The 23,347-nt window shown below is 73.2% G+C and carries 19 protein-coding genes and 1 tRNA gene; 7 read left to right on the forward strand and 13 right to left on the reverse strand.

What is annotated here, in order from left to right:
• The first annotated feature begins 204 nt into the window (after positions 1-204).
• Complete coding sequence (locus EDD28_RS06380; RefSeq protein WP_123738839.1) at positions 205-1,155, forward strand: HalX domain-containing protein; 951 nt, start codon at positions 205-207, stop codon at positions 1,153-1,155.
• A gap of 47 nt (positions 1,156-1,202) precedes the next feature.
• On the opposite strand, the gene EDD28_RS06385 is transcribed toward EDD28_RS06380, so the two are convergent.
• From EDD28_RS06385 to EDD28_RS06430, 10 genes are all read right to left on the reverse strand, one after another.
• Positions 1,203-2,315, reverse strand: a complete 1,113-nt coding sequence (locus EDD28_RS06385; protein ID WP_123738840.1) for a GntR family transcriptional regulator — start codon at positions 2,313-2,315, stop codon at positions 1,203-1,205.
• Between the two features lie 29 nt (positions 2,316-2,344).
• The gene (locus EDD28_RS06390; protein ID WP_170169375.1) at positions 2,345-3,403 is read right to left on the reverse strand and encodes a glycoside hydrolase family 76 protein; all 1,059 of its coding nucleotides are present in this window, start codon (positions 3,401-3,403) and stop codon (positions 2,345-2,347) included.
• 119 nt (positions 3,404-3,522) lie between these two features.
• A complete protein-coding gene (locus EDD28_RS06395) occupies positions 3,523-4,812 on the reverse strand; it encodes an ABC transporter substrate-binding protein (protein ID WP_123738842.1) in 1,290 nt (429 codons plus the stop codon).
• Between the two features lie 38 nt (positions 4,813-4,850).
• The gene (locus EDD28_RS06400) at positions 4,851-5,732 is read right to left on the reverse strand and encodes a carbohydrate ABC transporter permease (protein WP_123738843.1); all 882 of its coding nucleotides are present in this window, start codon (positions 5,730-5,732) and stop codon (positions 4,851-4,853) included.
• Positions 5,729-6,616, reverse strand: coding sequence for a carbohydrate ABC transporter permease (locus EDD28_RS06405; RefSeq protein WP_211339127.1), 888 nt, complete (start codon positions 6,614-6,616; stop codon positions 5,729-5,731). The genes EDD28_RS06400 and EDD28_RS06405 overlap by 4 nt, the downstream gene beginning before the upstream one ends.
• Complete coding sequence (locus EDD28_RS06410) at positions 6,613-7,968, reverse strand: glycoside hydrolase family 125 protein (protein ID WP_123738844.1); 1,356 nt, start codon at positions 7,966-7,968, stop codon at positions 6,613-6,615. The genes EDD28_RS06405 and EDD28_RS06410 overlap by 4 nt, the downstream gene beginning before the upstream one ends.
• Before the next feature lie 483 nt (positions 7,969-8,451).
• A tRNA-Leu gene (locus tag EDD28_RS06415) sits at positions 8,452-8,535 on the reverse strand.
• Between the two features lie 196 nt (positions 8,536-8,731).
• Positions 8,732-8,983, reverse strand: coding sequence for a hypothetical protein (locus EDD28_RS06420; RefSeq protein ID WP_123738845.1), 252 nt, complete (start codon positions 8,981-8,983; stop codon positions 8,732-8,734).
• Between the two features lie 268 nt (positions 8,984-9,251).
• A complete protein-coding gene (locus tag EDD28_RS06425) occupies positions 9,252-10,388 on the reverse strand; it encodes a transaldolase family protein (protein WP_123738846.1) in 1,137 nt (378 codons plus the stop codon).
• Positions 10,389-10,549: 161 nt separating this feature from the next.
• Complete coding sequence (locus EDD28_RS06430; RefSeq protein WP_123738847.1) at positions 10,550-11,287, reverse strand: GntR family transcriptional regulator; 738 nt, start codon at positions 11,285-11,287, stop codon at positions 10,550-10,552.
• Between the two features lie 150 nt (positions 11,288-11,437).
• Here EDD28_RS06430 and iolC point away from each other — a divergent pair, with 150 nt between their 5' ends.
• The 6 genes from iolC to EDD28_RS06460 all read left to right on the forward strand — a co-directional run bounded on the left by iolC (position 11,438) and on the right by EDD28_RS06460 (position 18,820).
• On the forward strand, positions 11,438-12,397 hold the full coding sequence (gene iolC, locus EDD28_RS06435; RefSeq protein WP_123738848.1) for a 5-dehydro-2-deoxygluconokinase: 960 nt from the start codon (positions 11,438-11,440) through the stop codon (positions 12,395-12,397).
• 7 nt (positions 12,398-12,404) lie between these two features.
• Positions 12,405-13,292 carry a Cgl0159 family (beta/alpha)8-fold protein gene (locus EDD28_RS06440; protein WP_123738849.1) on the forward strand — a complete coding sequence of 296 codons (888 nt, stop codon included), beginning with the start codon at positions 12,405-12,407 and terminating at the stop codon, positions 13,290-13,292.
• A gap of 79 nt (positions 13,293-13,371) precedes the next feature.
• Positions 13,372-15,309 (forward strand): 3D-(3,5/4)-trihydroxycyclohexane-1,2-dione acylhydrolase (decyclizing), encoded by a 1,938-nt coding sequence (iolD, locus tag EDD28_RS06445; RefSeq protein WP_123738850.1) that lies wholly within the window; start codon positions 13,372-13,374, stop codon positions 15,307-15,309.
• A 39-nt stretch (positions 15,310-15,348) separates the two neighbouring features.
• The gene (locus EDD28_RS06450) at positions 15,349-16,848 is read left to right on the forward strand and encodes a CoA-acylating methylmalonate-semialdehyde dehydrogenase (protein ID WP_123738851.1); all 1,500 of its coding nucleotides are present in this window, start codon (positions 15,349-15,351) and stop codon (positions 16,846-16,848) included.
• Between the two features lie 77 nt (positions 16,849-16,925).
• On the forward strand, positions 16,926-17,963 hold the full coding sequence (gene iolG, locus EDD28_RS06455; protein ID WP_123738852.1) for an inositol 2-dehydrogenase: 1,038 nt from the start codon (positions 16,926-16,928) through the stop codon (positions 17,961-17,963).
• Positions 17,960-18,820 carry a TIM barrel protein gene (locus EDD28_RS06460; protein ID WP_123738853.1) on the forward strand — a complete coding sequence of 287 codons (861 nt, stop codon included), beginning with the start codon at positions 17,960-17,962 and terminating at the stop codon, positions 18,818-18,820. The genes iolG and EDD28_RS06460 overlap by 4 nt, the downstream gene beginning before the upstream one ends.
• 846 nt (positions 18,821-19,666) lie before the next feature.
• On the opposite strand, the gene EDD28_RS06470 is transcribed toward EDD28_RS06460, so the two are convergent.
• The 3 genes from EDD28_RS06470 to EDD28_RS06480 are packed head-to-tail and all read right to left on the reverse strand — an operon-like array spanning position 19,667 to position 23,236.
• Positions 19,667-21,454, reverse strand: coding sequence for a hypothetical protein (locus EDD28_RS06470; RefSeq protein WP_123738854.1), 1,788 nt, complete (start codon positions 21,452-21,454; stop codon positions 19,667-19,669).
• Between the two features lie 7 nt (positions 21,455-21,461).
• Positions 21,462-22,280: a carbohydrate ABC transporter permease gene (locus tag EDD28_RS06475; protein WP_123738855.1), complete on the reverse strand. Its 819-nt coding sequence runs from the start codon at positions 22,278-22,280 to the stop codon at positions 21,462-21,464.
• The gene (locus tag EDD28_RS06480; RefSeq protein WP_123738856.1) at positions 22,277-23,236 is read right to left on the reverse strand and encodes a carbohydrate ABC transporter permease; all 960 of its coding nucleotides are present in this window, start codon (positions 23,234-23,236) and stop codon (positions 22,277-22,279) included. Before EDD28_RS06480 ends, EDD28_RS06475 begins: the two co-directional genes overlap by 4 nt.
• Positions 23,237-23,347: the final 111 nt, after the last annotated feature.

Consider the following 23,347-nt stretch of genomic DNA (forward strand, 5'->3'; position numbering starts at 1 on the left):
AGCCCGGACGCTGCCGACCATCGTAACCGCGCGGAGTCTCGCGATGGGGGCAGGTGCGGGGACGGCGTGGGCGAGGCGTGGGGGCAGGTTGTGGGGGGTTCGTGGTCGCGGTCGGGGCGCGGCGAGTCTGGGAGACACTCGTTGTCGGGTCGAGCGCGGCGGTGGCCGTCGGCCCGCACCCGAGCTGACGTGGGGAGGACGACGATGACGGATCGGACGACGGACGGGCGCGTCGGCGGGTTCCGTCGCGCCTGGCGGCGGTCGGGGCTGAACGCGACGAAGGTGGTCGCGACGGGCCTGGCCGCGATCACGATGGCCCTCATCGCGCCGCGGATCGCGGGGCTGACCAGCTCGCTCATCGCGGTCGGGCTCATCTCGGTCGCGACGGCCGTCGTCAACGCGTTCATCTCCTCCGCGACGGAGGCGACCGCCGACTCGGCCAAGCGGCTCGCCCGGGCGGGCGTGGCCGCGGGCGTCATCCGGGTGCCCGCCAGCGCGGTGCGGGCCACGGGGGTCGGCGAGGTGGCCGTCGACGTCGCGCAGGCCGGGGTGGACGACGCCGACGCCGCGGTGGACGGCCCCGTGGCGGACGACGCCGCGACGGTCGACCCGGGGGCGGCCGGCGAGGCGGAGGACGCGGACGCCGAGGCCGGGCCGTCCCCGCGGATGCAGCGGCTCCAGCGGGTGTTCCGGTCGAACTCGGTCTACCTCGCGCTGTTCGCGCTCATCGCCATCGTGACCATCACGGCCTCGTGGATCGTCGCCCAGGCGACCGGCGACACGACCTACGTCCAGCCGACGGTCGTCTATGAGCTCTCGGACGAGCAGAAGCAGGAGATCATCGACGAGGCCGTGGCGAGCGCGCGCAGCGCCGTCGAGAGCGGGGACGTGCCGGTCGGCGAGACGGACGACGGGACGGCGATCACGCTGGACGACCTGCTGACGGAGTACACGGACCTCAGGACGAGGGTCGACGCGCTGGACGGGACGCCGTCCCCGGAGCAGTCGGACCTGGCAGCCCAGCTCGCCGACCTGTCCGACCGGATCGCCGAGCTCGAGGCCCAGCTCGCGGCGACCGGCACGCCGTCTCCGACGCCCACGCCGACGGAGACCCCGAGCCCGTCACCCGAGGTCACCGCGCCGCCGGCCGGCTGACGGCGTCGTCCGGTCGCGCGTCTCGGCCGCCGTGCCGCCGGGGCCGCTCAGGCCGGTCGGCGCGGCGCGGTCGACTCGCCGACGACGAGCCGGGTGTCCAGCGCCACGCGCTCCACCCGCGAGCCGTCCCGGGTGAGGTCGAGCGCGAGCTCGAACGCGGTGTGGCCCATCGCCGCCTCGTCCTGCTCGATGTGCGTGAACTCGAACCGCCCGCGGTCGAAGAACTGGCCGGGGTGGTCGAAGCAGACGATCGAGAGGTCCTCGGGCATCCGGATGCCGAGCTCCCGCGCGGCCTCGAGGACGAGCACGGCGAGGTGGTACTCCGTGACGACGACGCCCTGCAGGTCGCGCCGCTCGGCGAGATAGCCGGTGAGCGCGCGCACGTCGTCGTCGGGCGTCGCGTAGCTGCCGGGGACGGTCGAGCGCGTCGCGCGGAACTCGTTGGCCGGGTCGTGCGGCACGTGGTGGTGCGCGTGCGCCGCGACGAAGCCGGCCCGGCGGTCGCGGACCGTCGACACCTCGGAGTCGGAGCTGATGAGGCCCAGCCGCTCGTGGCCGAGCGAGAACAGGTAGTCCGTCGCGACGCGGCCGGCCGTCACGTTGTCGGAGCAGACGGAGGACACCGGGAGGCCGTCGTACACGCGGTCGAGGATGACGACGGGGAAGCCCCGCGTGATGAGCTCCAGCACGGCCGGCGGGACGAACTCGGACGAGCTCGGCTGCAGGATGATCGCCCGCGCCCCGGCCGCGGCCAGGGCGCGGACCATCGTGTCCTCCCGCGCGCCGTCACCGAGGCTGCGTCGCACGACGAGGCTGGTGTCGGGCTGGGCGGCGTCGATGAGCCCGGCGAGCATCCGCGTGCCGAACGTGTCGTCGAAGTCGGTCAGCACGCAGCCGATGAGCTGGTCGCCCGGCCGCGGGGCCGGGGGCGGCGCCTCGCCACCCTCGCGGCTGACGACGAACGTCCCGTGCCGCGGCCGCCGGGAGAGGTAGCCCTCGTCCCGCAGGAGCGTGAGCGCCCGCTTCACGGTGATCGCGCCGACGTCGAACCGCTCCATCAGCTCGGAGTCGCGGGGGAGGCGCTCGCCGACGGCGAGCTCACCGCTCTCGATCGACGAGCGCAGCGCCTCGTACACCTCTCGGTACAGCGTGCGACTCACCCCGGTCCTCCCACGTTCGTCGGCCCCGGCTATGCGGCGTCGTTCTCGATCGCCGCGCGAAGCTCCAGAGCCATGATGGCGGAGAGCTGGGTCGAGTAGTACACGGGGGGCTCGACGCGGACCCGCCAGTCGTCGGAGGCGAGCAGCGGGACGGGGGTGGTGGAGGTGGGGTCGGTCGCGGAGGCGACGAGCGCGTCGGTGCTGACGCGGACGAACTCGACGAGCCGCGCGCGGTCCGGGTCGGCCGCGTCGAGCCGGTCGATGAGGAGGCCGAGGTAGCGGTAGAGGACCCCCTTGAACAGGCCCTCGTCCCCACCCGAGCCCTCACGCGCGATGACCCCGTCGGGGGCGAGCGCGTCGAGCGCCGCGAGCGCCGTCCGGGTGGCGAGCGGCACCAGGTCGAGCGAGGTCGCGCTGGTCAGGGCGAGGGCCGCGCCGATGTAGAGCCCCTGGTTGTAGCTGAACCGCCACTGGCGGTCGACGGCGCCGTCGCCGAGACGGTTGATCCCGTCCTCGACGAAGCCGTCGGGGCCGACCATCGTGCGCGTGAGCCAGTCGAACGACATCTGCGCGAGGCCGAGCAGCTCGGGGTCGGGCGCCAGCTCGAACAGCCGGGCCGACAGGATGACGAACGGCCCGTTGGCCGGCGTGTTCTTGTAGTCGAGCTGCTGCGTGCGCCAGGCGAGGCTCCAGCCGAGGGTGTCGTTCCAGCCGTGGCGGTGCACGTGCGCGTGGATCGCCCGCGCGTCGTCGAGGTAGCGCTGCTCACCGCTCGCGTCGTGGAGGCGGACGAGCGCGAGGGCATACCAGAGCATGTCGTCGAAGTAGTCGTTGAAGAGCTGGTCGCCGTTGCGCTCGCGGAGGTTCGCCTCGATCGCGCGGGCGGAGTCCAGCCAGGCGGGGTCGCCCGTGCGCGCGTACGCGTCGAGCCGGGCGTCGATCGCGTGCGCGAGCCACCAGTAGTTGAAGACCTCGTTGTCCCCGGCCGGGTAGGTGTTGTTGAGGAGCTGCGGGGCCGGTGCACCGAAGTAGTGCTCAAGGCCGTGCTGGGCGAGGTCGGCGTACTGCGACCAGGTGGGGTGGGACACGGGTACCTCTCGGGGGGCGGGGACTCGGTGGCGGCCGGGGTGGCCGGCCGCGGGTGGGGGCTGCGGGGCGTCGGTGCTGCGGGTGGGGAGCGCGCGACGCGCGCCCCCCACCCGCGGACTCACCGGTTGTCGGCGAGGATCTGGTCGCCGAGGCGCTGCGCGTCGGCGAGCGCGGTCTCGGCGTCGATCTCCCCGGAGAGGAACCGCTCGAGGGCGGGGATGAGCGCCTTGCCCTCGACGTCGGAGGCGCCCGGCGTGCGGGAGCGGACCTTGGCGAAGGACATCGTCTCGATGAAGGCCGCGTAGGACTCGTTCTCCGTGAAGTACGGGTCGTTCGCCGCCTCGATGTTGGCCGGGATCCAGCCGGAGATCTTGGCGAACTCCACCCCGTTCTCGGGCTGGGTGGTCCACCACTTCATGAACTCCCACGCGCCCTCGGCGCTCTTCGCGCCGTTGGGGATCACGAGGCCGAAGCCGCCCATCCCAGCGCCCTGCCCGCCCGGGCCGGTGGGCGGCGGGACGATCCCGTACTCGACGTCGGCCGCGTCGAGGTCGGCGAGGGCCCACGGGCCGTCGTACTTCATCGTCACGATGCCCTCGGCGAACGCGTCGACGCCCTCGCCGAAGCCGACCTCGTACACCCCGGCGTCCAGGAGCGAGCTCCAGAAGTCGAGCACCTCGAGGCCCTCGGGGCCGTTGAAGGCGGTCGCCGAGCCGTCCTCGGTGTACATCGAGCCGCCCGCCTGGGTCAGCCAGACGTTGAACAGGCCCGGGTCGTTGAGCGCGAAGCCCGAGCGCTCCAGCCTGTTCCCGCTGCGGATCGTGAGCGCCTCGGCGACCGAGCGCAGCTCGTCCCACGTCGTCGGCGGCTCGAGGCCGGCCTCGGCCAGCGCGTCGGTCGCGTAGAACAGGGAGCGGTTGTCGACGAGGAGCGGGAGGCCGTAGGTCTCGCCGTCCACGATCATCTCGCTGAGGGCCTGCTCGTAGAACTGGTCGAGGTCGACGTCGCTCGACTCGATGAAGTCGTCGATCGGGGCCAGGGCGTTGGTCTGCGCGTACAGCGAGGTCTGGTACCGGTCCCAGAGCACGATGTCCGGGACGCTGCCGCCGGCGACGGCCGTCAGCAGCTTCTCCTCCACCAGCTCCTGCGGGACGTACGTGACGACGTACCGGTCCTGGGAGGCGTTGAAGGCCGCCGCCTGCTTGTCGAGCTGTTCGGCCTGCGCGCCCGACCAGGAGCCCCAGAAGGTGACCTCCTGCGGTGCGTCGCCGCCGGCGGGGGCCGACCCGGTCGGGTCGCCGCCGTCCGTCGACGTCCCACCTCCGGTGGGGCTGCCGCCGCACGCGGCGAGCGCGAGCGCGACCGCCAGGGTGGTGGCCGTGAGGGCCGTGCGGGTGAGGGATCTCATGTCCTGCTCCTTTGCGTTGGGATCCGTTGTCACGTGTGTCACTTGATCGAGCTGTCGGTGTTGGTCTGGACGATGAAGCGCTGGGAGAACGCGAAGACCACGAGGATCGGCAGGCTGGCGACGATGGTTCCGGCCATCTGCGCGCCGTAGTTGGTCTGGTACTCGTTGACGAACGAGGCGAGGCCGACCTGGACGGTCAGCATGTCCGGCTCGTTGAGGACGATGAGCGGCCACAGGAACGCGTTCCACCCGGCCTGGAACGTGAGGACCCCCAGCACCGCGAGGGCCCCCTTGGCCAGCGGCAGGTACACCCGCGAGAAGATCCGGTACTCCCCGGCACCGTCGATGCGGGCCGCGTCCGCCATCTCCCCGGGGAGCGACCCGAAGAACTGACGCATGTAGAAGATCCCGAAGGCGCCGACGGCGCCGGGCAGGAGGATGGCTGCGTAGCTGTTGATGAAGCCCGTGCCGCCCTGGCCGAACAGGTCGTTGCCGCCGGCGAACGGGAACCGGCGCAGCACGAGGAAGGTCGGGACCATCGTGACGATCGCCGGGACCATCATCGAGGCGAGGAACACCCCGAAGATGCTCTGCCGGCCACGGAAGGCGAGGCGGGCGAACGCGTAGCCGGCGAGGGCGCCGAAGAACAGGTTCGTGATCGTGCCGCCGAGCGCGAGGATCGCGGAGTTCAGCAGGTAGCGGCCGAACTTCGTCTGCGCGAACAGGTCGACGTAGTTCTGGAGCGTCGGGTGGTCGGGGATGGGGTCGAGGTAGGAGGAGATGATCTCGGCCGGCGGCTTGAGCGACGTGGCGAACGTCCAGATCAGGGGGCCGACGGTCGAGATGCCGATGACGACGACGGCGACCCACCACAGCGTCCGGCCGACGGCGGCGCGCGGGGTCAGGGGCCGGGTGCTCATGACTGGGATCCCTTCGCGGTGATCCGCGCGTTGGCCAGCGAGAAGACCATGATGATGAGGAAGAGGATGAACGAGATGGCGGACGCGTAGCCCATCTGGAGCCGGCCGAACCCGCGGTCGTAGATGTAGTAGACGAGCGTGAGCGTCGAGTTGCCGGGACCGCCCTTCGTCAGCACGTAGGCCTGGTCGAAGACCTGGAACGCGCCGATCAGCAGGAGCGTGAGGATGAGGAACGTCGTCCGCGAGATCGCGGGGCGGGTCACGTGCCAGAAGACGCGCGGGGCACCGGCCCCGTCGAGGCGGGCCGCCTCGACCAGCTCGTTCGGCACGCCCTGGAGCGCCGCGAGGTAGATGATCATGTTCGCGCCGAACCCGGCCCACACGCTCATGACGACGATCGCGATCATCGCCCACTGCGACTCGTACAGCCACGCCGGGCCGTCGATGCCGACCCAGCGCAGGACGTTGTTGATGAGGCCGTACTGCGGGTTGAGCAGCCAGAGCCAGATCGCCGCCGTCGCGACGGTCGAGGAGACGACCGGGATGTAGAAGACGGTGCGGAACGCGCGGGCGACGCGGGCGTCGCGGTTGAGCAGCAGTGCCGTGCCGAGCGCGACGATCAGCCCGCCGGGGACGTACAGCACCGTGTAGTACGCGGTGTTCCGCAGCGCGATCCAGAAGATCGGGTCGTTCAGGGCCTTGACGTAGTTCGCGATGCCGACGAAGTCCGAGTCGCCGACGATCGAGTAGTCGAAGAAGCTGAGCACGAGGGCCATCCCGAGCGGGATGAGCATGAACAGCAGGAAGAGCGCGACGGGCAGGGCGATGAAGAGCCACGCGCTGCGTCGCTGTTGGGCCCGCATCGCGCGGGGGACGCTCGTCACCACGGCGTCTCCTCGGCGGTGGCGGGGGCCGTCCGCGTCGTCGGCCGCGTCGTCGACCGGTCGGTGAGGCCGGCGACGTGCAGGGCGAGCTCGCAGAACATCGCGCTGGCCCAGGAGAACCAGGGCCGGGTGAAGACGGTCGGGTCGTCGGGGTCGAACGACTCGTGCATCCGGCCGGTGCCGCCGTCGGTCGCGAGGAGGGTGCGCAGGAGGGCGTGGGACTCGTCGAGGTCGCCGGTGGTGAGCCCCTCGAGCGCGAGCCCGATCGGCCACACGTAGCCGTGCGGGGTGTGCGGGCTGCCGAGACCGCTCGCGTGGCGGCCCGAGAAGTAGCTCGGGTTCTCCGGGCTCAGGACGACGTGGCGGGTGTCCTGGTAGAGCCGGTCGTCGAGGTCGCAGAAGCCGATCAGCGGAAGGCCGAGGAGGCCGGGCTGGTTGGCGTCGTCCATGACGAGGTGGTGGCCGAGGCCGTCGACCTCGTACGCGTAGATCTCCCGCCCCTCGGCGCTGCGCACGACCCCGTGGCGCCGGATCGCGTCGCGCAGCTCGCACCCGAGCGCGGCGGCGTCGGCGGCGAGGAGGGGGTCGCGCAGCGGGCCGGCGGCCAGCTCCGCGACCGCGTCCAGCGCCACGGCGGCGAGCGCGTTCCCGGGCACGTTGTAGCCGTACCGGCAGGCGTCGTCGCTGGGTCGGAAGCCGGACCAGGTCAGGCCCGTCCGGCCGACCGGGCCGCCGCGGCCGTCGTGGGTGAGGGTGTCGCTCGGGGGGCCGTCGAGTCGCTGGAACGAGTAGGTGGAGCCCTCGTGGTCCTGCTCGACGCGCCACAGCGCGACGATCGTCCGGGCGACCTCGCCGAACCGGTCGAGGTGGTCGACGCGGCCCGTGCGCGACCACAGCGTGTGCGCCAGCACGAGCGGGAAGGCGAGCGAGTCGACCTCGTACTTGCGCTCCCAGACGCGCGGGTTGCGCCGCGTCACGTCCTGGTGGCCGGCGCCGTCGGCGCTCGCGTTGAAGGCGTTGGCGTAGGGGTCGACCAGGATGTTGGCCTGCTGGCCGCGGGAGACGGCGGCCACCGTGTCGGCGAGCAGGTCGTCGGCACCGAGCAGGTGCAGGTACGGCGTGAGCTGCGTCGTGGAGTCCCGCAGCCACATGGCGGGGATGTCGCCGGTGATGACGAACGCCGTGCCGTCGTCGTAGGTGGTGATCGTGTGGTCGAGGGTGTCGTGCAGCGCGTGCGACGCGACGGCCGCCACGTCGTCGCCCAGCCGCGCACCGATCTCGGCGACGACGTCGCCCAGCACGGCGCGGTCGTACCGGGGCCGGCTGCTGTCGGGTGCCCGCTCGGACGTCATCGCTCGTCTCCACTCTGTGTGCCACGCCTGCGTGGTCGGTGTCGGCGCCGGGCGTCGTCGCCCGTTCCGAATGAGACGATATCGATGGTTTCTGACTAGAGCAATAGGTAGAAATAGACTTAATGAAAGTCGCGCCCGGGATGTGGGCCGGGGTGTGGTGACGGGGGCGTGGGCCGGGTGGCCGTCCGGCCCTCCGGTGGCCGGTGGCCGGTGGTCCGTCCTTGGCCGGTGGCCTGGGCCGCGGTCGCGCCGGGTGCGGGGTGCTGTCACGCCAGGGCCGGGGCGCGGTCCGGCAGGAGCGGGGGTGCGGGCGTCATCCGGCCCCGCCGTGGTCAGTGGCTCTGCGATGGCCACCGCCGGGTCGGGTCGTGGCTGCTGTCCGGCGCTGCGGTGGTCACGGCGTGCTCGGCGTGATCACGCCCCGCATCCCGGGGGAACGACAGAGGCGGGGTCCGGTCTCCCGGGCCCCGCCTCTGCTCGCTGTGCGCAAGGGGGGAGTTGAACCCCCACGCCCTTTCGGGCACACGGACCTGAACCGTGCGCGTCTGCCTATTCCGCCACTTGCGCGAGTGCCGTGACGATCACGAGAAGCGCATGAGCGGCACAGCGCGAAGAAGCGTATCACGCGGGGTGCCGCCGCCGGACATCGCCGTCGGCGCGCTCGACGTCACCGCCGGCCGCTGCCGGACATCGCGGTCGGACGTCGCCGGACATGACGGTCGGACGCCGCCGACCCGTGGCGGTCGAGCGGTGCAGGACGGGCTCAGGCCTCGTCGGTCAGCTCGTTGCGGTCGCGGCGCAGCCGCTCGCGCAGGTGCGTGATCTCGCCCAGGGTCCGCTCGGCGCCCTCGCGGTCGCCGGCGTCGCGCTGGGCGGTCAGCGTCGCCTCGAGCTCCTCGACCCGCGCGCGGACGTTCTCCTCGTCCGCGCGGTCCCGGCCCTCGTGCTCGCCGCTGCGCTCGGCCTGCTCGTGGCGCTCCTGGCGCGCGTGCTCGCGCCCGTGGTGCTTCTCCATCGAGGGATCCTCTCATCCGGCCGGTCGCGGGACAACGGTCGGCGGGGGCGCCCGACCCGTCCGGATCGTCGGCCCGCATCCGGTCGGCCGGTGGACGTCGACGGTGCGGTGTCCACCGTCGGCCCGGCTGTCCGGGCGGATGCGGCCCGGTCGTGGACACGGCGCCCGCCCCGGCCCGGCGTCCAGCGGCGTCCAGCGGCGTCCAGCGGCGCCCGGGTCCCGCCGCGCCCGGGTCCCACGCGCGCCGGGCAGGCCGCCCGACCCCGGGCTACGGCGCGGGGACGACGACGTCGCGCACGAGCTGCTCCAGCTCCGCGTTCGCCGCGAGGAACTGCCGCAGCGTCTGCCGCGTCGCGCCGAACGACGCGAACTCCTCCGGCGCCATCCCGTCGGGCTCGTACGCGCGCACGAAGTCGGGCAGGTGACGGCTCAGCTCCGCCAGGATCTCCGGTGCGACCGGCACGTCGATCCGCTCGTCCAGCTCGAGGTCGGCCGCGTTGATCCGCGCCTGCCACTCGAACGGCGGGGAGAGCACGAGGTCGCCGCCGACGAGCTCGGTCAGCTGGAGCCGGTTGCGGAACGCCGCGGACAGCACGCGCGTGCGGTAGCCCCGCTCGGTGAAGATCCGGTACGCGTTCTTGAGCGCGGCGACGCCGGCCCAGTCGAGCGCGCCGGGCGTCAGGAGCAGGCCGCGGCGCTCGGCCTGCACCTTGAGCCAGTCGTCGAGCCGGCCGCCCATGATCGTCGCGACCGATCCGAGCTCGACGTCCGGCAGCCCGTCGGCGGCTCGGCGCTCCAGCCCCCGCTCGACCGCCTCGGCGACGGCGACGGCCTGCGGGACGGTGAAGGAGACGGTCGCGTTCGTCGCGATGCCGCGGTACGTCGCCTCCTCGATCGCGGCGATCCCCTCCGCCGTCGCGGGGATCTTGACGATGACGTTCGGCGCGAGCCCGGCGAAGCGCTCCGCCTGGGCCACGAGCGCGTCGGTGTGGAAGGCGAGCTGCGGGTTCGTCTGGATCGAGAGCCGGCCGTTGCGTCCGCCCGTCGCCTCGAACGCCGGCAGGAGCTGGGCCGCCGCCCCGGTCGAGAGCTCCTCGACGACCTGCCAGCCGATCTCCCCCTCGGTCGCCGTCGGGTGCTCGCGGTGGATCTGCGCGATGCGCGCCTCCCAGCGCTCGCGGTCCGCGCGGACGGCCGCGAGCGCGATGACCGGGTTGCAGGTTGCGCCGACCGCGCCGAAGCCGATCGACGCGGCGAGCTGGACCGGGTCGGCCGAGTCGTTCCACAGCGCCGTCCGGGGAAAGCGCCGCGTCATCCGCAGGAGCGCGCACGGCGCCTCCCGGCCCGCCGTCGTCGGCGAGGCCGCCGCCTCGGGCGCCGCGGACTGGATGAGGGTGTCGGACATCTCGGTCCTCCTTGGTCGGGCGCCACGTCGTCGGGACGCGCTGCACGGAGACTCACGTCAACCTGTTGTCCGGACATACTAGCAAGTCGGATCCGACACCGGGTCGCCCCGCCCCGCTCGTGGGTCGGCCCGCCCCTCGCGGAGCGCGCCGGCCCCGCCTCTCAGGACGCGAACAGCGTCGTGTCGAACAGGTAGCGCGAGGCGCGGTAGAGGTGGTCGCCGTGCTCGATGACGTTCCCCGCGTCGTCGTACGCCGTCCGGGCCATCGTGAGCAGCGCCGCGCGCGCGGGCTCGCCCAGCGCCCTGGCCTCGGCCGCGTGGGCGGTCCGCGCGCCGATCCGCTGGCGCGCCACCTTCGGCACGATGCCGCGGGCGCGCAGCGCCTCGTAGAGGCCGCCGTCGCGCAGCGCCTCGGCGCTCGGCGCGATCGACTCGGGCATCACGTTCGTCATGAGCGCGAGCGGCTCCCCGTCGGCCAGCCGGAGCCGACGGACGCGGACGACCGGCGAGCCCGGCTCGACCTCGAGCAGCTCGGCGGTCTCGGTGTCCGCCGGCAGCACGTCGTACCCGAGCAGCTCCGTGCTCGGTCGGCGCCCGGCCTGCTCCAGGTCCGACTGGAGCGACGTCAGCTCGACGGAGCGCCGGATCCGCTCGGGCGCCACCTGCGTCCCCACCCCGCGTCGCCGCACCAGCCGCCCGCGGTCGACCAGCTCCTGCAGGGCCTGGCGCGCGGTCGGCCGGGAGATGCCGAGCCGTGCGGCGAGCGCGATCTCGTTCTCGAGGAAGGCGCCGGGCTGCAGCAGGCCGGACTGGATGTGGGCCTCGATCTGCATCGCCACCTGGTGGTACAGCGGTACCGGGCTCGACCGGTCCAGGTCGATGCGAAGCGGCTCCGTCACGTGTCCCCCTCCGGGTCGTCGTCTGGGAGGAGGATATCCCCAGGATGTCTGGTTGCACAGGTTGAACGCATGTCATGACATATGCTTGACTGAGGTCGACGTGAGAGGCACGTCACATCCCGGTCGGGTCCGCGCGACGAAGGAGCACTGATGCGCCACCCAGTCGACGTCCTGACCATCGGTCGCTCCGGGGTCGACCTCTACCCGCTCCAGCACCGCGTAGAGCTGCGCGAGGTCGAGACGTTCAGCCGGTCCCTCGGCGGCAGCCCGACCAACGTCGCCGTGGCCGCCGCCCGCCTCGGCCTCTCCTCCCTCGTCGTCACCGCCGTCGGCGACGACCCGTTCGGCGAGTTCGTCGTCGACGCCCTGCGCGGGTACGGGGTCGACGACTCGGGCGTCGTCGTCCTTCCCGGCATCCAGACGACGCTGACCTTCTGCGCCGTCTTCCCGCCCGACGACTTCCCGCTCCACTTCGTCCGCGCCGAGCCGTCGCCGGAGCTGCGCCTGCGCCCGGAGGACATCGACCTCGACGCCGTGCGGACGGCGCGGCTGCTGTGGATCACCGGGACGGGGCTGTCCGTCGAGCCGAGCCGCGGCGCCCATCTCGCCTGCCTCGACGCCAGGGCCGGCGGGCTCACCGTGCTCGACCTCGACCACCGGCCGAGCTTCTGGCCGGACCGCGCGTCGGCGACCGACCAGTTCCGCCGCGTCCTGCCGCGGGTCGACGTCGCCGTCGGCAACGAGGACGAGTGCGCCGTGGCCACCGGCGAGGACGACCCGGACGCCGCTGCGCTGGCCCTGCTCGACCTCGGGGTCTCGCTCGCGATCGTCAAGCGCGGCCCGCGCGGCCTCCTGGCGCGCACGGCGCGGGAGCGGATCGAGCTGCCCGCCTACCCGTGCGACGTCGTCAACGGCCTCGGGGCCGGCGACGCGTTCGGCGGTGCGCTGTGCCGTGGCCTGCTGGACGACTGGCCGCTGGAGCGCACCCTGCGTCACGCCGGAGCGGCCGGCTCGATCGTCGCCTCCCGCCTCGCCTGCGCCCCGGCCATGCCGACGCCGGCCGAGGTGGACCTCGTCGTGGAGGCCGGGCGCGTCCCGGCCGGGCTGTGAGGACCCCGTGACCCCCTCGACCTCGGCCCGGCTCCGGCTGACCGACCCGTCGGCGCTGCGCCGCCGGCTCCAGCAGCGCGACCCGTTCGTCGGGCTGCGCGGTGAGGAGCAGCTCCTGCTCGTCGCCCTCGACCACCCGGCGCGCGGCAGCCTCGACGCCGGCGGGCGGCCGATGGCCATGGCCGACCGGGCCGACCTGCTCGACCGCGCCGCCGAGGCGCTGAGCCGGCCCGGCGTCCACGGCGTCGTCGGAACGGCCGACACCCTGGAGGAGCTGGCCCTGCGCGGGCTCCTGGACGGCCGGCTCGTCATCGGGTCGATGAACCGCGGCGGCCTGCACGGCTCGACCTTCGAGGTCGACGACCGGTTCACGGCGTACAGCCCGGCCGGGGTCGTCGAGGCCGGCCTGGACGGCGGCAAGATGCTCCTGCGGATGGACCTCGCCGACCCCGCGACCGCGCGGACCGTCGAGGCCTGCGCCGGCGCCGTCGAGCAGCTCGCGCGCGCCGGTCGGACCGCGCTCGTCGAGCCCTTCATCGTCGCTCGCGACGACACGGGCCGGCTGCGCACCGCGCTCGACGTCGCGAGCGTCGTCCGGTCCGTCACGATCGCCTCCGGCCTCGGCTCGACGTCGGCGCACACCTGGCTCAAGCTGCCGGCGCTCCCGGACATGGAGCCGGTCATGGCCGCCACGACGCTGCCCGCCCTGCTCCTCGGCGGCGAGATCGGCGCCGACCTGGACGGCGCGCTCGCGGTGTGGGGTCGGGCGCTGCGCGTCCCGGGCGTCCAGGGCCTCGTCGTCGGCCGCGCGCTCCTGTACCCACCGGGCGACGACGTCGCGGGCGCCGTCGACGCCGCCCGGTCCCTGCTGGTCGGACCCGGGACGACGTCGTGACCGCCGCGACCCGGGTGACCCACGCGACCGCCGCCGCGGACCCGGCGACCCGACCCTCGCGACAGCCGAAGGAGACGCGATGACCTCGACCATCCGACTCACCGTCGGGCAGGCCCTCGTGCGGTTCCTCGCCCACCAGTGGACCGAGCGGGACGGCGAGCGACGCCGGCTCGTCGGCGGCATGCTCGGCATCCTCGGCCACGGCAACGTCGCTGGCCTCGGCCAGGCGCTGCTCCAGGCGCACGTCGAGGCGGTCGAGGCCGGGTACGACGGCGCCGAGCCCGGGCCGGAGGAGCTGCCCTACCTCATGGCGCGCAACGAGCAGAACATGGTCCACACGGCCGTGGCGTACGCCCGGGCGACGGACCGGCTCTCCGTCATGGCCTGCACCGCGTCGATCGGTCCCGGCTCGACCAACATGGTGACGGGCGCCGCGCTCGCGACGGTCGACCGGATCCCCGTGCTCCTGCTCCCGTCCGACGTCTACGCCACCCGCGCCCCCGACCCCGTGCTCCAGCAGCTCGAGCACCCGCTCGGCCCCGACGTCACGGTCAACGACGCCTTCCGGCCCGTCGCGCGCTACTTCGACCGCGTCTGGCGGCCCGAGATGCTGCTCGTCTCGGCGGTGCAGGCGATGCGCGTGCTCACGGACCCGGCCGAGACGGGCGCCGTGGTGCTCTCGCTGCCGCAGGACGTCCAGGCCGAGGCGTTCGACTGGCCCGTCGAGTTCTTCCGCGACCGCACGTGGCACGTGCGCCGTCCACCCGCCGAGCCCGCGGCGATCGCTCGGGCGGCGGAGCTGATCCGGGGCGCGCGCCGTCCGCTCGTCGTCGCCGGCGGCGGGGTCGTCTACTCCGGGGCGTCGGAGGCGCTGCGCACGCTCGCCGACGCCACGGGCGTCCCCGTCGCGGACACGCAGGCCGGCAAGGGAGCGATCGCGTGGGACCACCCGAGCGCGGTCGGGGGCCTCGGCGCGACCGGGACGGCCGCGGCCAACGCGCTCGCCGCGCGCGCGGACGTCGTCGTCGGCATCGGCACCCGCTACACCGACTTCACGACGGCGAGCCACACCGTCTTCGCCGACCCGGACGTCCGGTTCGTCAACGTCAACGTCGCCTCGTTCGACGCCGCGAAGCTGTCCGGCGAGATGGTCGTGGCCGACGCGCGCGAGGGCATCGAGGCGCTGACGCGGGAGCTGGCCGGCTGGGCGACGGACCTTGAGTACCGGGCGGAGGTGGCGGGCCGCGTCGCGGACTGGCACGCGGTGGCCGACGAGCTGCGCGCCGGCACCTACCGCGAGCCGGGCGACTCCCACGTGTACGAGCTGCCGCCGCAGACCGCCGTCTTCGGCATCCTCAACGACCTCATAGGCCCCGACGACGTGCTGGTCAACGCGGCCGGCTCGATGCCGGGCGACCTGCAGTGCCTGTGGCGCGCCACGGGCCCCGGCCAGTACCACCTCGAGTACGGGTTCTCCTGCATGGGGTACGAGATCCCGGCGGCCCTCGGGGTCAAGCTCGCTCGCCCCGAGAGCGAGGTCGTCGCCATCGTCGGCGACGGCACGTACCAGATGGCCCCGCAGGAGCTCGCCACGATCGTGGCCGAGGGGATCAAGGTCATCATCGTCCTGCTCGACAACGGCGGGTACGCCTCGATCGGCGCGCTGTCGCAGTCGCGGGGGTCGCAGCGGTTCGGCACGCGCTACCGCATGCGCCGTGCCGCCACCCGCGCGCTCGACGGGCCAGCCGTCCCGTTCGACATCGCGGCCAACGCCGCGTCGATGGGCGCACGGGTCGTGTCGGTCGGCTCGCTGGCGGAGCTGCCGGCCGCGTACGCCGACGCCGCCCGGCACCCCGAGACCACCGTGCTGCACCTGCGCACCGACCTCTACGGGCCGAACCCGCCCGGGTCGGCGTGGTGGGACGTCGCCGTCGCCGAGGTCTCGACCCTCGCCAGCTCCCAGCGCGCGCGTGCCGAGTACGACGCCGCGCGCGCCGCCCAACGCCCGTACCTGTGACGCGCCCCTAGCGCGGCCAGCTCGCATCGAAGGAGAGTCATGTCCGTCATCTCGCACTGGATCGACGGCGCCGCCAGCCCCGGCGGCGGCCACGCCCAGCCCGTCCACAACCCCGCGACCGGCGAGGTCATCGCGTCGCTGACGATCGGCGACGAGGCGGACGTCGAGCGCGCCGTCGCCTCGGCTGCCGCCGCCGCGGCCACCTGGGGTGACCTCTCGATCGCCCGCCGCGCCGCGACCCTGTTCCGGTTCCGCGAGCTCCTCGTCGCCGCGACGGACGAGCTCGCGGAGGTCGTCAGCCGGGAGCACGGCAAGACGCTGGCCGATGCCCGCGGCGAGATCGCCCGCGGCCTCGAGGTGGTCGAGTTCGCGTGCGGCGTCCCCGAGCTGCTCAAGGGCGACTTCTCGGAGCAGGCGGCCACCGGGATCGACGTCTTCTCCTGGCGCGAGCCGCTCGGCGTCGTCGCCGGCATCACGCCGTTCAACTTTCCCGTCATGGTCCCGCTGTGGATGGCCCCGGTCGCGATCGCGTGCGGCAACGCGTTCATCCTCAAGCCGTCGGAGCGCGACCCCTCCGCGTCGCTCGTGCTCGCCCGCCTGTGGCGGGAGGCGGGGCTGCCCGACGGCGTCTTCACGGTCCTCCAGGGCGACCGGATCGTCGTGGACGCGCTGCTCGTCCACCCGGACGTCGCCGCGGTGTCGTTCGTCGGGTCGACGCCGATCGCGCGGCACGTGCACGCGACGGCGACGGCGGCCGGCAAGCGCGTCCAGGCGCTCGGCGGGGCGAAGAACCACGGCGTCGTCCTGGCGGACGCCGACCTCGAGGACGCCGCCAACCACCTCGTCGCCGCGGCGTACGGCGCGGCGGGCGAGCGGTGCATGGCGCTGTCCGTCGCCGTCGTCGAGGAGTCGGTGGCCGACGAGCTCATCGAGATCCTCAGCGCCAAGGCCAGGGCGACCCGCGTCTCGGTCGGCACCGATCCCGAGGCGGACCTCGGTCCCGTCATCACGGCGGCCGCGAAGGAGCGGATCGAGGGTCTCATCACCTCGGCCGAGGAGGAGGGCGCGCGCATCGTCGTCGACGGCCGCGGGCACGTCGTCGAGGGTCACGAGGGCGGCTTCTTCGTCGGACCGACGCTCATCGACGGCGTCCGGCCCGAGCACACCGTGTACCGGGAGGAGGTCTTCGGGCCGGTGCTCGACGTCGTGCGGGTCTCCGGGCTCGCCGAGGCGATCGCCGTCATCAATGCCAACCCCTACGGCAACGGGACGGCCATCTTTACCTCCTCCGGCGAGGCCGCCCGGACCTTCCGCCGCGGGGTCAAGGTCGGCATGGTCGGCGTCAACGTCCCGATCCCGGTCCCCGTGGCCTGGCACTCCTTCGGCGGATGGAAGGACTCGCTGTTCGGCGAGTCGCACATCTACGGCCCCGAGGGCGTGCGGTTCTACACCCGGGGCAAGGTCGTGACGCAGCGCTGGCCCGCCCGCACCCGCTCGACCGGACCGCAGTTCCACTTCACCGGCGACGCCACGACGTAGCCGGCCTCGTCCTCGCGGGCCGGCCGCCCGGCTCCCCCCACCACCCCATCCAGACCTCGTCATCCCAAGGACCCACCATGATGCGTCTCGCCGTCATCGGCGCCGGCCGGATCGGCGCCGTGCACGCCGCCGCGGTCGCCGCGCACCCCGCGGCCCAGCTCGTGCTCGTCGCCGACCCCGACGTCGCCGCGGCCGCCCGGATCGCCGAACCCCACGGGGCGCGGTGGACGGGCTCGGTCGAGGAGGTCTTCGCCGACCCGACGATCGCCGCCGTCATCGTCGGGTCGCCGACGAGGTTCCACGTGGAACAGATCGTGGCGGCCGTGCGCGCCGGCAAGGCCGTGCTCGTCGAGAAGCCCGTCGACCTCGACCTCGCCCGCGTCGACGAGTGCCTCGCGACCGTCGGAGCGGATGCCCACCGGGTCATGGTCGGCTTCAACCGCCGGTTCGACCCGGGCTTCGCCGAGGTCAAGCGCCGCGTGGACACCGGCGAGATCGGCTCGCTCGAGCAGCTCACGATCATCAGCCGCGATCCGCAGGCGGCGCCCGCCGGCTACCTCGTCGGGTCGGGTGGGATCTTCCGGGACATGACGATCCACGACTTCGACATGGCGCGGTTCCTGCTCGGCGACGTCGTCGAGGTGAGTGCCGTCGGGCAGAACCTCGACCCGGAGATCGCCGCGATCGGGGACTTCGACGCGGCCGTCGTCACGCTGACGGGGGCCAGCGGCGCCGTCGCGACGATCATCAACTCGCGTCACTGCGCGACGGGCTACGACCAGCGGCTCGAAGCGTTCGGCCCGCTCGGCTCGCTCGAGGCCGGCAACCACACGGCCACGACCGTCCGGTTCAACGGTCCCGGCGTGTCGGCGGCCGCCGGTCCGTACCTCGACTTCTTCCTTGAGCGCTACGCGGTCGCCTACCGGGCCGAGCTGGACCACTTCCTCGCGGCCATCGGCAGCGGGGCGGCGCCGTCGCCGACGCTCGTCGACGGTCGCGAGGCGCTCGCGCTCGCCGAGGCCGCCACCGTGTCCGCCCGGACCGGCGAGCGGGTCCGGCTCACCCCGACCACCCACGTGACCACCCACGCGTCCACCCGAGAGGCATCGTCATGAAGATCGCAGGAGCCCCCATCAGCTGGGGCGTGTGCGAGGTCCCCGGCTGGGGACACCAGCTCGACCCGGAGCGCGTGCTCACCGAGATGACCCGGCTCGGCCTCACCGCCACCGAGTTCGGTCCGCAGGGCTGGCTCCCGGTCGAGCCGGCCGCGCGGGCGGCGGCGATCGCGCCGTTCGGCCTGGCCGCCGTCGGCGCGTTCGTCCCCGTCGTGCTGCACGACGCCGACCACGACCCGGTGCCGGAGGTCGAGCGCGAGCTGGACTCGTTCGAGGCGGCCGGCGGCGACGTCCTCGTGCTCGCCGCGGCATCGGGGCTCGACGGGTACGACGCGCGGCCCGAGCTGACGCCCGAGCAGTGGGACCGCCTGTGCGCGAACCTCGACCGGCTCGTCGCCGTAGCCGCGGCGCGCGGGATCCGCGCCAGCCTGCACCCGCACGTCGGCACGATGGTGGAGACGCGCGACGACGTCGAGCGCGTCCTGCGTGGCTCGGCCGTCCCGCTCACGCTCGACACCGGTCACCTGCTCATCGGCGGGACCGACCCGGCCGCGCTCGCCGTGACGTGGGCGGAGCGGATCAACCACGTCCACGCCAAGGACGTCCGCGCCGACCTGGCCGCGCGGGTGCGCTCCGGGGAGCTCAGCTACACGGACGCCGTGCGCGAGGGGATCTACGTGCCGCTCGGCCGGGGGAACGTGGACCTGCCCGCGATCGTCGCCGCGCTGGCCGCGGTGGGCTTCGACGGCTGGTGGGTGCTCGAGCAGGACACGATCCTGGTGGGCGAGCCCGAGGGCGAGGGCCCGATCGCGGACGTGCGCCGGTCGAAGGAGTACCTGGAGTCGCTCGCCTCGTGAGCCGGTCCCGGGTCCTCGCTCCGGGTCGCTCGTCGTCGGTGCGCCGGCGGGTACGCGCTGGGGTGGGGGCGCCTGCCTGCTCGGCGTGGCCCCGGTGCGGTGCGGGGCTGCCGCATGTGTCGATGCCTGGGTGAGGGGGCCGGAGATCGCAGGCGTGTGTCGGCTGAGACGCGTCCTGGGGTGGGGCGCCTGCCTGCTCGGTATGGCCCCGGTGCGGTGCGGGGCTGCCGCATGTGTCGATGCCTGGGTGAGGGGGCCGGAGATCGCAGGCGTGTGTCGGCTGAGACGCGTCGTGTGCGTCGGATCGGACGCATGCGAGATCCGCCGCTGACCAGGCACGACGCGCTGCCCTGCGCGGGTGGGATGCATCGTGTCCGAACTCGCGGCTGGATCGGCAGGCTGGGTCCTCGGTCACGGCATCGTGCCGGCCATGACATCGTGTCGGTCACGGCCTCGTGCTGGCCACGAACATGGCCACCGTGCTGGCCACGAACATGGCCACCGTGCCAGCCACGGTCACCGTGCCGGTCACGGTCACGGCCACGGCACCGTGCCGAGCACGGCCACGGCACCGGGATGTCCGCGGTGGCGGGTCGGACTGGGTTCGGCTCGGTCCTGACGCCGGGGTCGGCGCCGGCCCGATCGACCGTGGTCCCGACGCGGATTCGTGTACGTCGCATCCACCGTCGGTGACGAACCCGCTGACCAGGCACGATGTCGGGCTGAACGTCGCTGGAACGCATCGCACACGATGCGTTCCAGAGGAGAAACCGTCACATCGCCGGCTGGACCGTCGTTCCCCGGCCGAACGACCGTCGGCGGGAGGCGCGACGGGCGCGCCGCGGGTCAGCCGTCGCGGGTCGGGGCGGCGACGCGGAACGTGAGGCGCTGGCGGCCGGGGGAGCTCCACGCGGCGTAGAGCCGGAGCCCGCCGAGCGCATCGGTCCCGCCGAGGTGGGTGTAGCGCTCGCCCGGGTCGTACTCGGCGGGCAGCGAGGTCGAGGCCGCCGGCTCGGCGACGACCTCGAGCCCGTCGGCGGAACCGGGGGCGCGCAGCCAGGCCCGATCGACGAGCCGGAGGCGGTGCCCGTCCAGCGCGACCGCCCCCGAGACCACGACGGGGGAGGCCAGCGCGATCTCCAGCGCGTGCCAGGCGCCCGTCCCCTCGGTCTCGATGTCGAGCACCACCGCGTCGGGCGCGTCAGCGATCCGGATGGTCGTGCGCAGCTCCAGCTCGTCGACCTCGCGACTGGCGAAGCTCATCGCGGCCGCGAACCGCCCCTCGTGCTCCAGCGCGTACACGGCGTCCGCGCGGCGCTCGCGCTCCGCCAGCGGCTGGTAGTAGCCGGCCCGGACGGTCTCGTCGAGTCGCAGCACGCGGGCGCCGTCCACCGTGCCGTCCCCGAGACCCCCGACGTCCCCGGCGCCCGCGACGTCCCCGACGCGCGCGTTCTCGGCGTCCTCGATCGTGAGCGTCTCGGCGCGGAACGGGCCGAGCCCGAAGAACGTGCGGGACAGCCGCAGCGACGCGATCTCCACCCCCGCGCGGCGCAGGCGCGCGAACGTGGGGTTGGCCGCGAGGCCGGAGGCGATCTGCCCCGTGGCCGGCACGTCGGAGCCGCCGTCGACGACGGTCCACTCCTCCCCCCGCCACCGGCGCCACAGCCGCGCGTCCGCGAACAGCCGCTCACCGTGGTCCGGGACGAGTCGCGGCGGCACGCCGGCCGCGCGGTCGAGACCGGAACGGACGTCGTCGTCGAGAGCCGCGAGGGCCAGCACGCCGACCGCGTCGACGTGCGGGGTCAGCAGCGCGAGGCGGGCACCGCGGGCGCATCGCTCGCACGTCCCGGCGAACCGCGCGAGCGGTGCGAGGAACGGGCCGAGCGGGAAGGTGAGCGCGCGCTGGTCCTGGCGCCGGGAGTAGTGGCTCTCGGTGCGGCCGTCCGGGTTCGTCAGGTCGAGCGTCGCGTGGAGGTTGCGGTGCACGATCCCGGCCAGGCTCTCGTCGGGCAGCTCGCGGGCGAGCGTGAGGAGCGAGGGCCCGGTCACCGCGGAGGCGTAGTTGGGACTGCGCTCGGAGTACAGCCCGTCGGCGTCCACGTCGATCCCCTCGCCCAGCCAGTCGCGGGCGCGGTCGATCGCCGCGTCGTCGGCCAGCAGCCGGCCGGTCGCCGCGAGTGCGCTCGCGAGCTCCCACCGGTGGTTCGGGGTGTGGACGCCGCCTGCGACGAGGGCGGGCAGCACCCGCCGCAGCACGGTCTCGAGGCGCTCGCGCAGCCGCGGGTCCCACGCCTCGCGCGCTGGGCCACGCAGGAGGGCGACGATCGTCGCGACGTCGTTGACCGTGAACGAGGAGTCGGGCGGGGACTGCAGGTTGTCGCCCGAGCCGAACAGTCCCGTCGGGGTCTGGAGGTCCTCGAGGCGGCCGAGCCAGCGCCCGGCCGCCGCCGCGACCTCCGGCGACGGACGCTCGCCGCGCGCGAGCGGGACGACGACGGCCGCGCGCACCGCCGCAGCGAGGCCGCGGTGGCCGGTGTGAGCGCCGCCTCCCTCCCCCGAGCGGCCGGGCACCGCGTCGTCGGCGAGGAGCTGGTCGAGACGGGCCGCCGCGAGGTCGGTCAGGCCGGAGAGCATCGGTCGATCAGTCCTTGAGGCCGGAGTTGATGTCCGCGCTCACGATGTAGCGCTGGAACACGATGAACAGCAGCACCATCGGGATGAGCGAGATGATCGACGCCGCCAGCAGCACCGACCAGTCGATGTTGTCCGCGCCGACGATCGAGCGCAGCGCCACCTGGAGCGTGTAGTTCTTCGGGTCGCGGAGGATGAGGAGCGGCCAGATGTAGTCGTTCCACCGCCACTGGAAGGAGAAGATGGCGAGCACGATCATGATCGGGCGGGCGAGCGGGAGCATGATCCGCCAGAACAGCCGGAACTCGCCGACGCCGTCGATCCGGGCGGCCTCCATCAGCTCGTCCGGCACCGTCGTGAAGTACTGCCGGAACATGAAGATGCCGGTCGCGGTGATGATCGACGGGACGATGATGCCGGCGAGGGTGTCGTAGAGACCGAGGTCGCGGACCACGATGAACGACGAGGGCATGATGACCTCGGTCGGGAGCATCGTCGTGGCGAGGATGCAGACGAAGAAGACCTTGAGCCAGACCGCCTTGTACTTGGCGAAGGCGTAGCCCGTCATCGCGCTGACCACGACGGTGAGGATCGTCGTGATGATCGCGACGGTCGCCGTGTTGATGAAGTACTGCTGGAAGTCGAACCGGTTCCAGGCCGTCTCGTAGCCGGACAGCGTCCACGTCTTCGGGAACAGCGACAGCGGGAGGCTGAACAGCTCCGACCCGGGCTTGAACGACGACAGCACGAACCACAGGATCGGGATGGCGTAGAGCGTCGACACGACCCACAGGACCAGCGTGCTGGGCAGGGCGCGGAGCCGGGTCATGACAGGTCCCTCTTCCGGTCGAGGCGCATCTGGACGAGGGCGACGACGATGAGGATGACCATGAGCACCATGGAGGCGGCGCTCGCGTACCCGATGTCCGCCCGCTCGAAGCCCGTGCGATAGATGTACTGGACGATGAACATGTTCTGCGTCCCGGGTCCCCCGCCGTTGAGGGACTGGATCATCGCGAACTCCTTCATCGACCCGATCGTCGTCAGCAGGATGACCATGAACGACGTGGGGGCGAGCAGCGGGAGCGTGATCGAGCGGAACCGCTGCCAGGCGCTGGCCCCGTCGAGCTCGGCGGCCTCGAGGTAGGAGCGCGGGATGTTCCGGATCGCCGCGACGAACAGCAGCATGTTGAAGGCCGTCGATCCCCACGTGCTCACGATGATGATGAGGATGAGCGCGGCGGTGGCGTCGGTCTCCCAGTGCACCGGCGTCCCGTTGAACCACTTGATGATCTCGTTGACGAGACCGAAGTTCTCCCCGAACAGCCAGCGCCAGATGACACCGGCGACGATGGGCGAGATGAGCCACGGGAGGAAGAAGACGACGCGGGCCGACGCCTTGCCCTTGGCGAGGCTGGAGGCGAGCAGGACGGCGACGGCCAGGCTCACGACGTAGTGCGCCGGCACGTTGAGCACGGTGTAGAGGAACGTGCGCGTCAGCGCGCCGTAGAACGTGGAGTCGGCCAGCAGCTTCTGGTAGTTCGCCAGGCCGATGAAGTCGGGCTCGCCGACGCCGCGGTAGTTCGTGAACGAGTACATGACGGCGAGCGCGCCCGGCCAGACGAAGAACAGGAGGAACAGCACGACCGTCACGCCGACGAAGGCGATGGGGGCGATCGCCTGGACGCGGCGGGTGGTGTGGCGTCGTCGCGGGGCGGAAGCGCGCGGGTCGCCGGGGACGGGTGTCGCCGGGGAGCCCGGGGGCGAGGCTGTCGGTGCGGTCATGGGGTTCTCCTGGGGTGGCCGGGCGCGGGACCGGGGTGCGGCGCCCGGGACGTGCCGGGGGTCGGGCCAGGGAGGGGGTGGGTCGGGCGCGGGCGACGATGCCAGCGTCGA

It is taken from the genome of Salana multivorans (assembly GCF_003751805.1).
Lineage (GTDB): Bacteria > Actinomycetota > Actinomycetes > Actinomycetales > Beutenbergiaceae > Salana > Salana multivorans.

Excerpts from the sequence above, each read along its gene's own strand:
- EDD28_RS06410 (WP_123738844.1), bottom strand. The coding sequence starts at position 7,968 with ATGACGTCCGAGCGGGCACCCGACAGCAGCCGGCCCCGGTACGACCGC.
- EDD28_RS06480 (WP_123738856.1), bottom strand. The coding sequence starts at position 23,236 with ATGACCGCACCGACAGCCTCGCCCCCGGGCTCCCCGGCGACACCCGTC.
- iolG (WP_123738852.1), top strand. The coding sequence starts at position 16,926 with ATGATGCGTCTCGCCGTCATCGGCGCCGGCCGGATCGGCGCCGTGCAC.
- EDD28_RS06460 (WP_123738853.1), top strand. The coding sequence starts at position 17,960 with ATGAAGATCGCAGGAGCCCCCATCAGCTGGGGCGTGTGCGAGGTCCCC.
- EDD28_RS06380 (WP_123738839.1), top strand. The coding sequence starts at position 205 with ATGACGGATCGGACGACGGACGGGCGCGTCGGCGGGTTCCGTCGCGCC.
- iolC (WP_123738848.1), top strand. The coding sequence starts at position 11,438 with ATGCGCCACCCAGTCGACGTCCTGACCATCGGTCGCTCCGGGGTCGAC.
- EDD28_RS06420 (WP_123738845.1), bottom strand. The coding sequence starts at position 8,983 with ATGGAGAAGCACCACGGGCGCGAGCACGCGCGCCAGGAGCGCCACGAG.
- EDD28_RS06450 (WP_123738851.1), top strand. The coding sequence starts at position 15,349 with ATGTCCGTCATCTCGCACTGGATCGACGGCGCCGCCAGCCCCGGCGGC.
- EDD28_RS06425 (WP_123738846.1), bottom strand. The coding sequence starts at position 10,388 with ATGTCCGACACCCTCATCCAGTCCGCGGCGCCCGAGGCGGCGGCCTCG.
- EDD28_RS06475 (WP_123738855.1), bottom strand. The coding sequence starts at position 22,280 with ATGACCCGGCTCCGCGCCCTGCCCAGCACGCTGGTCCTGTGGGTCGTG.
- EDD28_RS06400 (WP_123738843.1), bottom strand. The coding sequence starts at position 5,732 with ATGAGCACCCGGCCCCTGACCCCGCGCGCCGCCGTCGGCCGGACGCTG.
- EDD28_RS06395 (WP_123738842.1), bottom strand. The coding sequence starts at position 4,812 with ATGAGATCCCTCACCCGCACGGCCCTCACGGCCACCACCCTGGCGGTC.
- iolD (WP_123738850.1), top strand. The coding sequence starts at position 13,372 with ATGACCTCGACCATCCGACTCACCGTCGGGCAGGCCCTCGTGCGGTTC.
- EDD28_RS06470 (WP_123738854.1), bottom strand. The coding sequence starts at position 21,454 with ATGCTCTCCGGCCTGACCGACCTCGCGGCGGCCCGTCTCGACCAGCTC.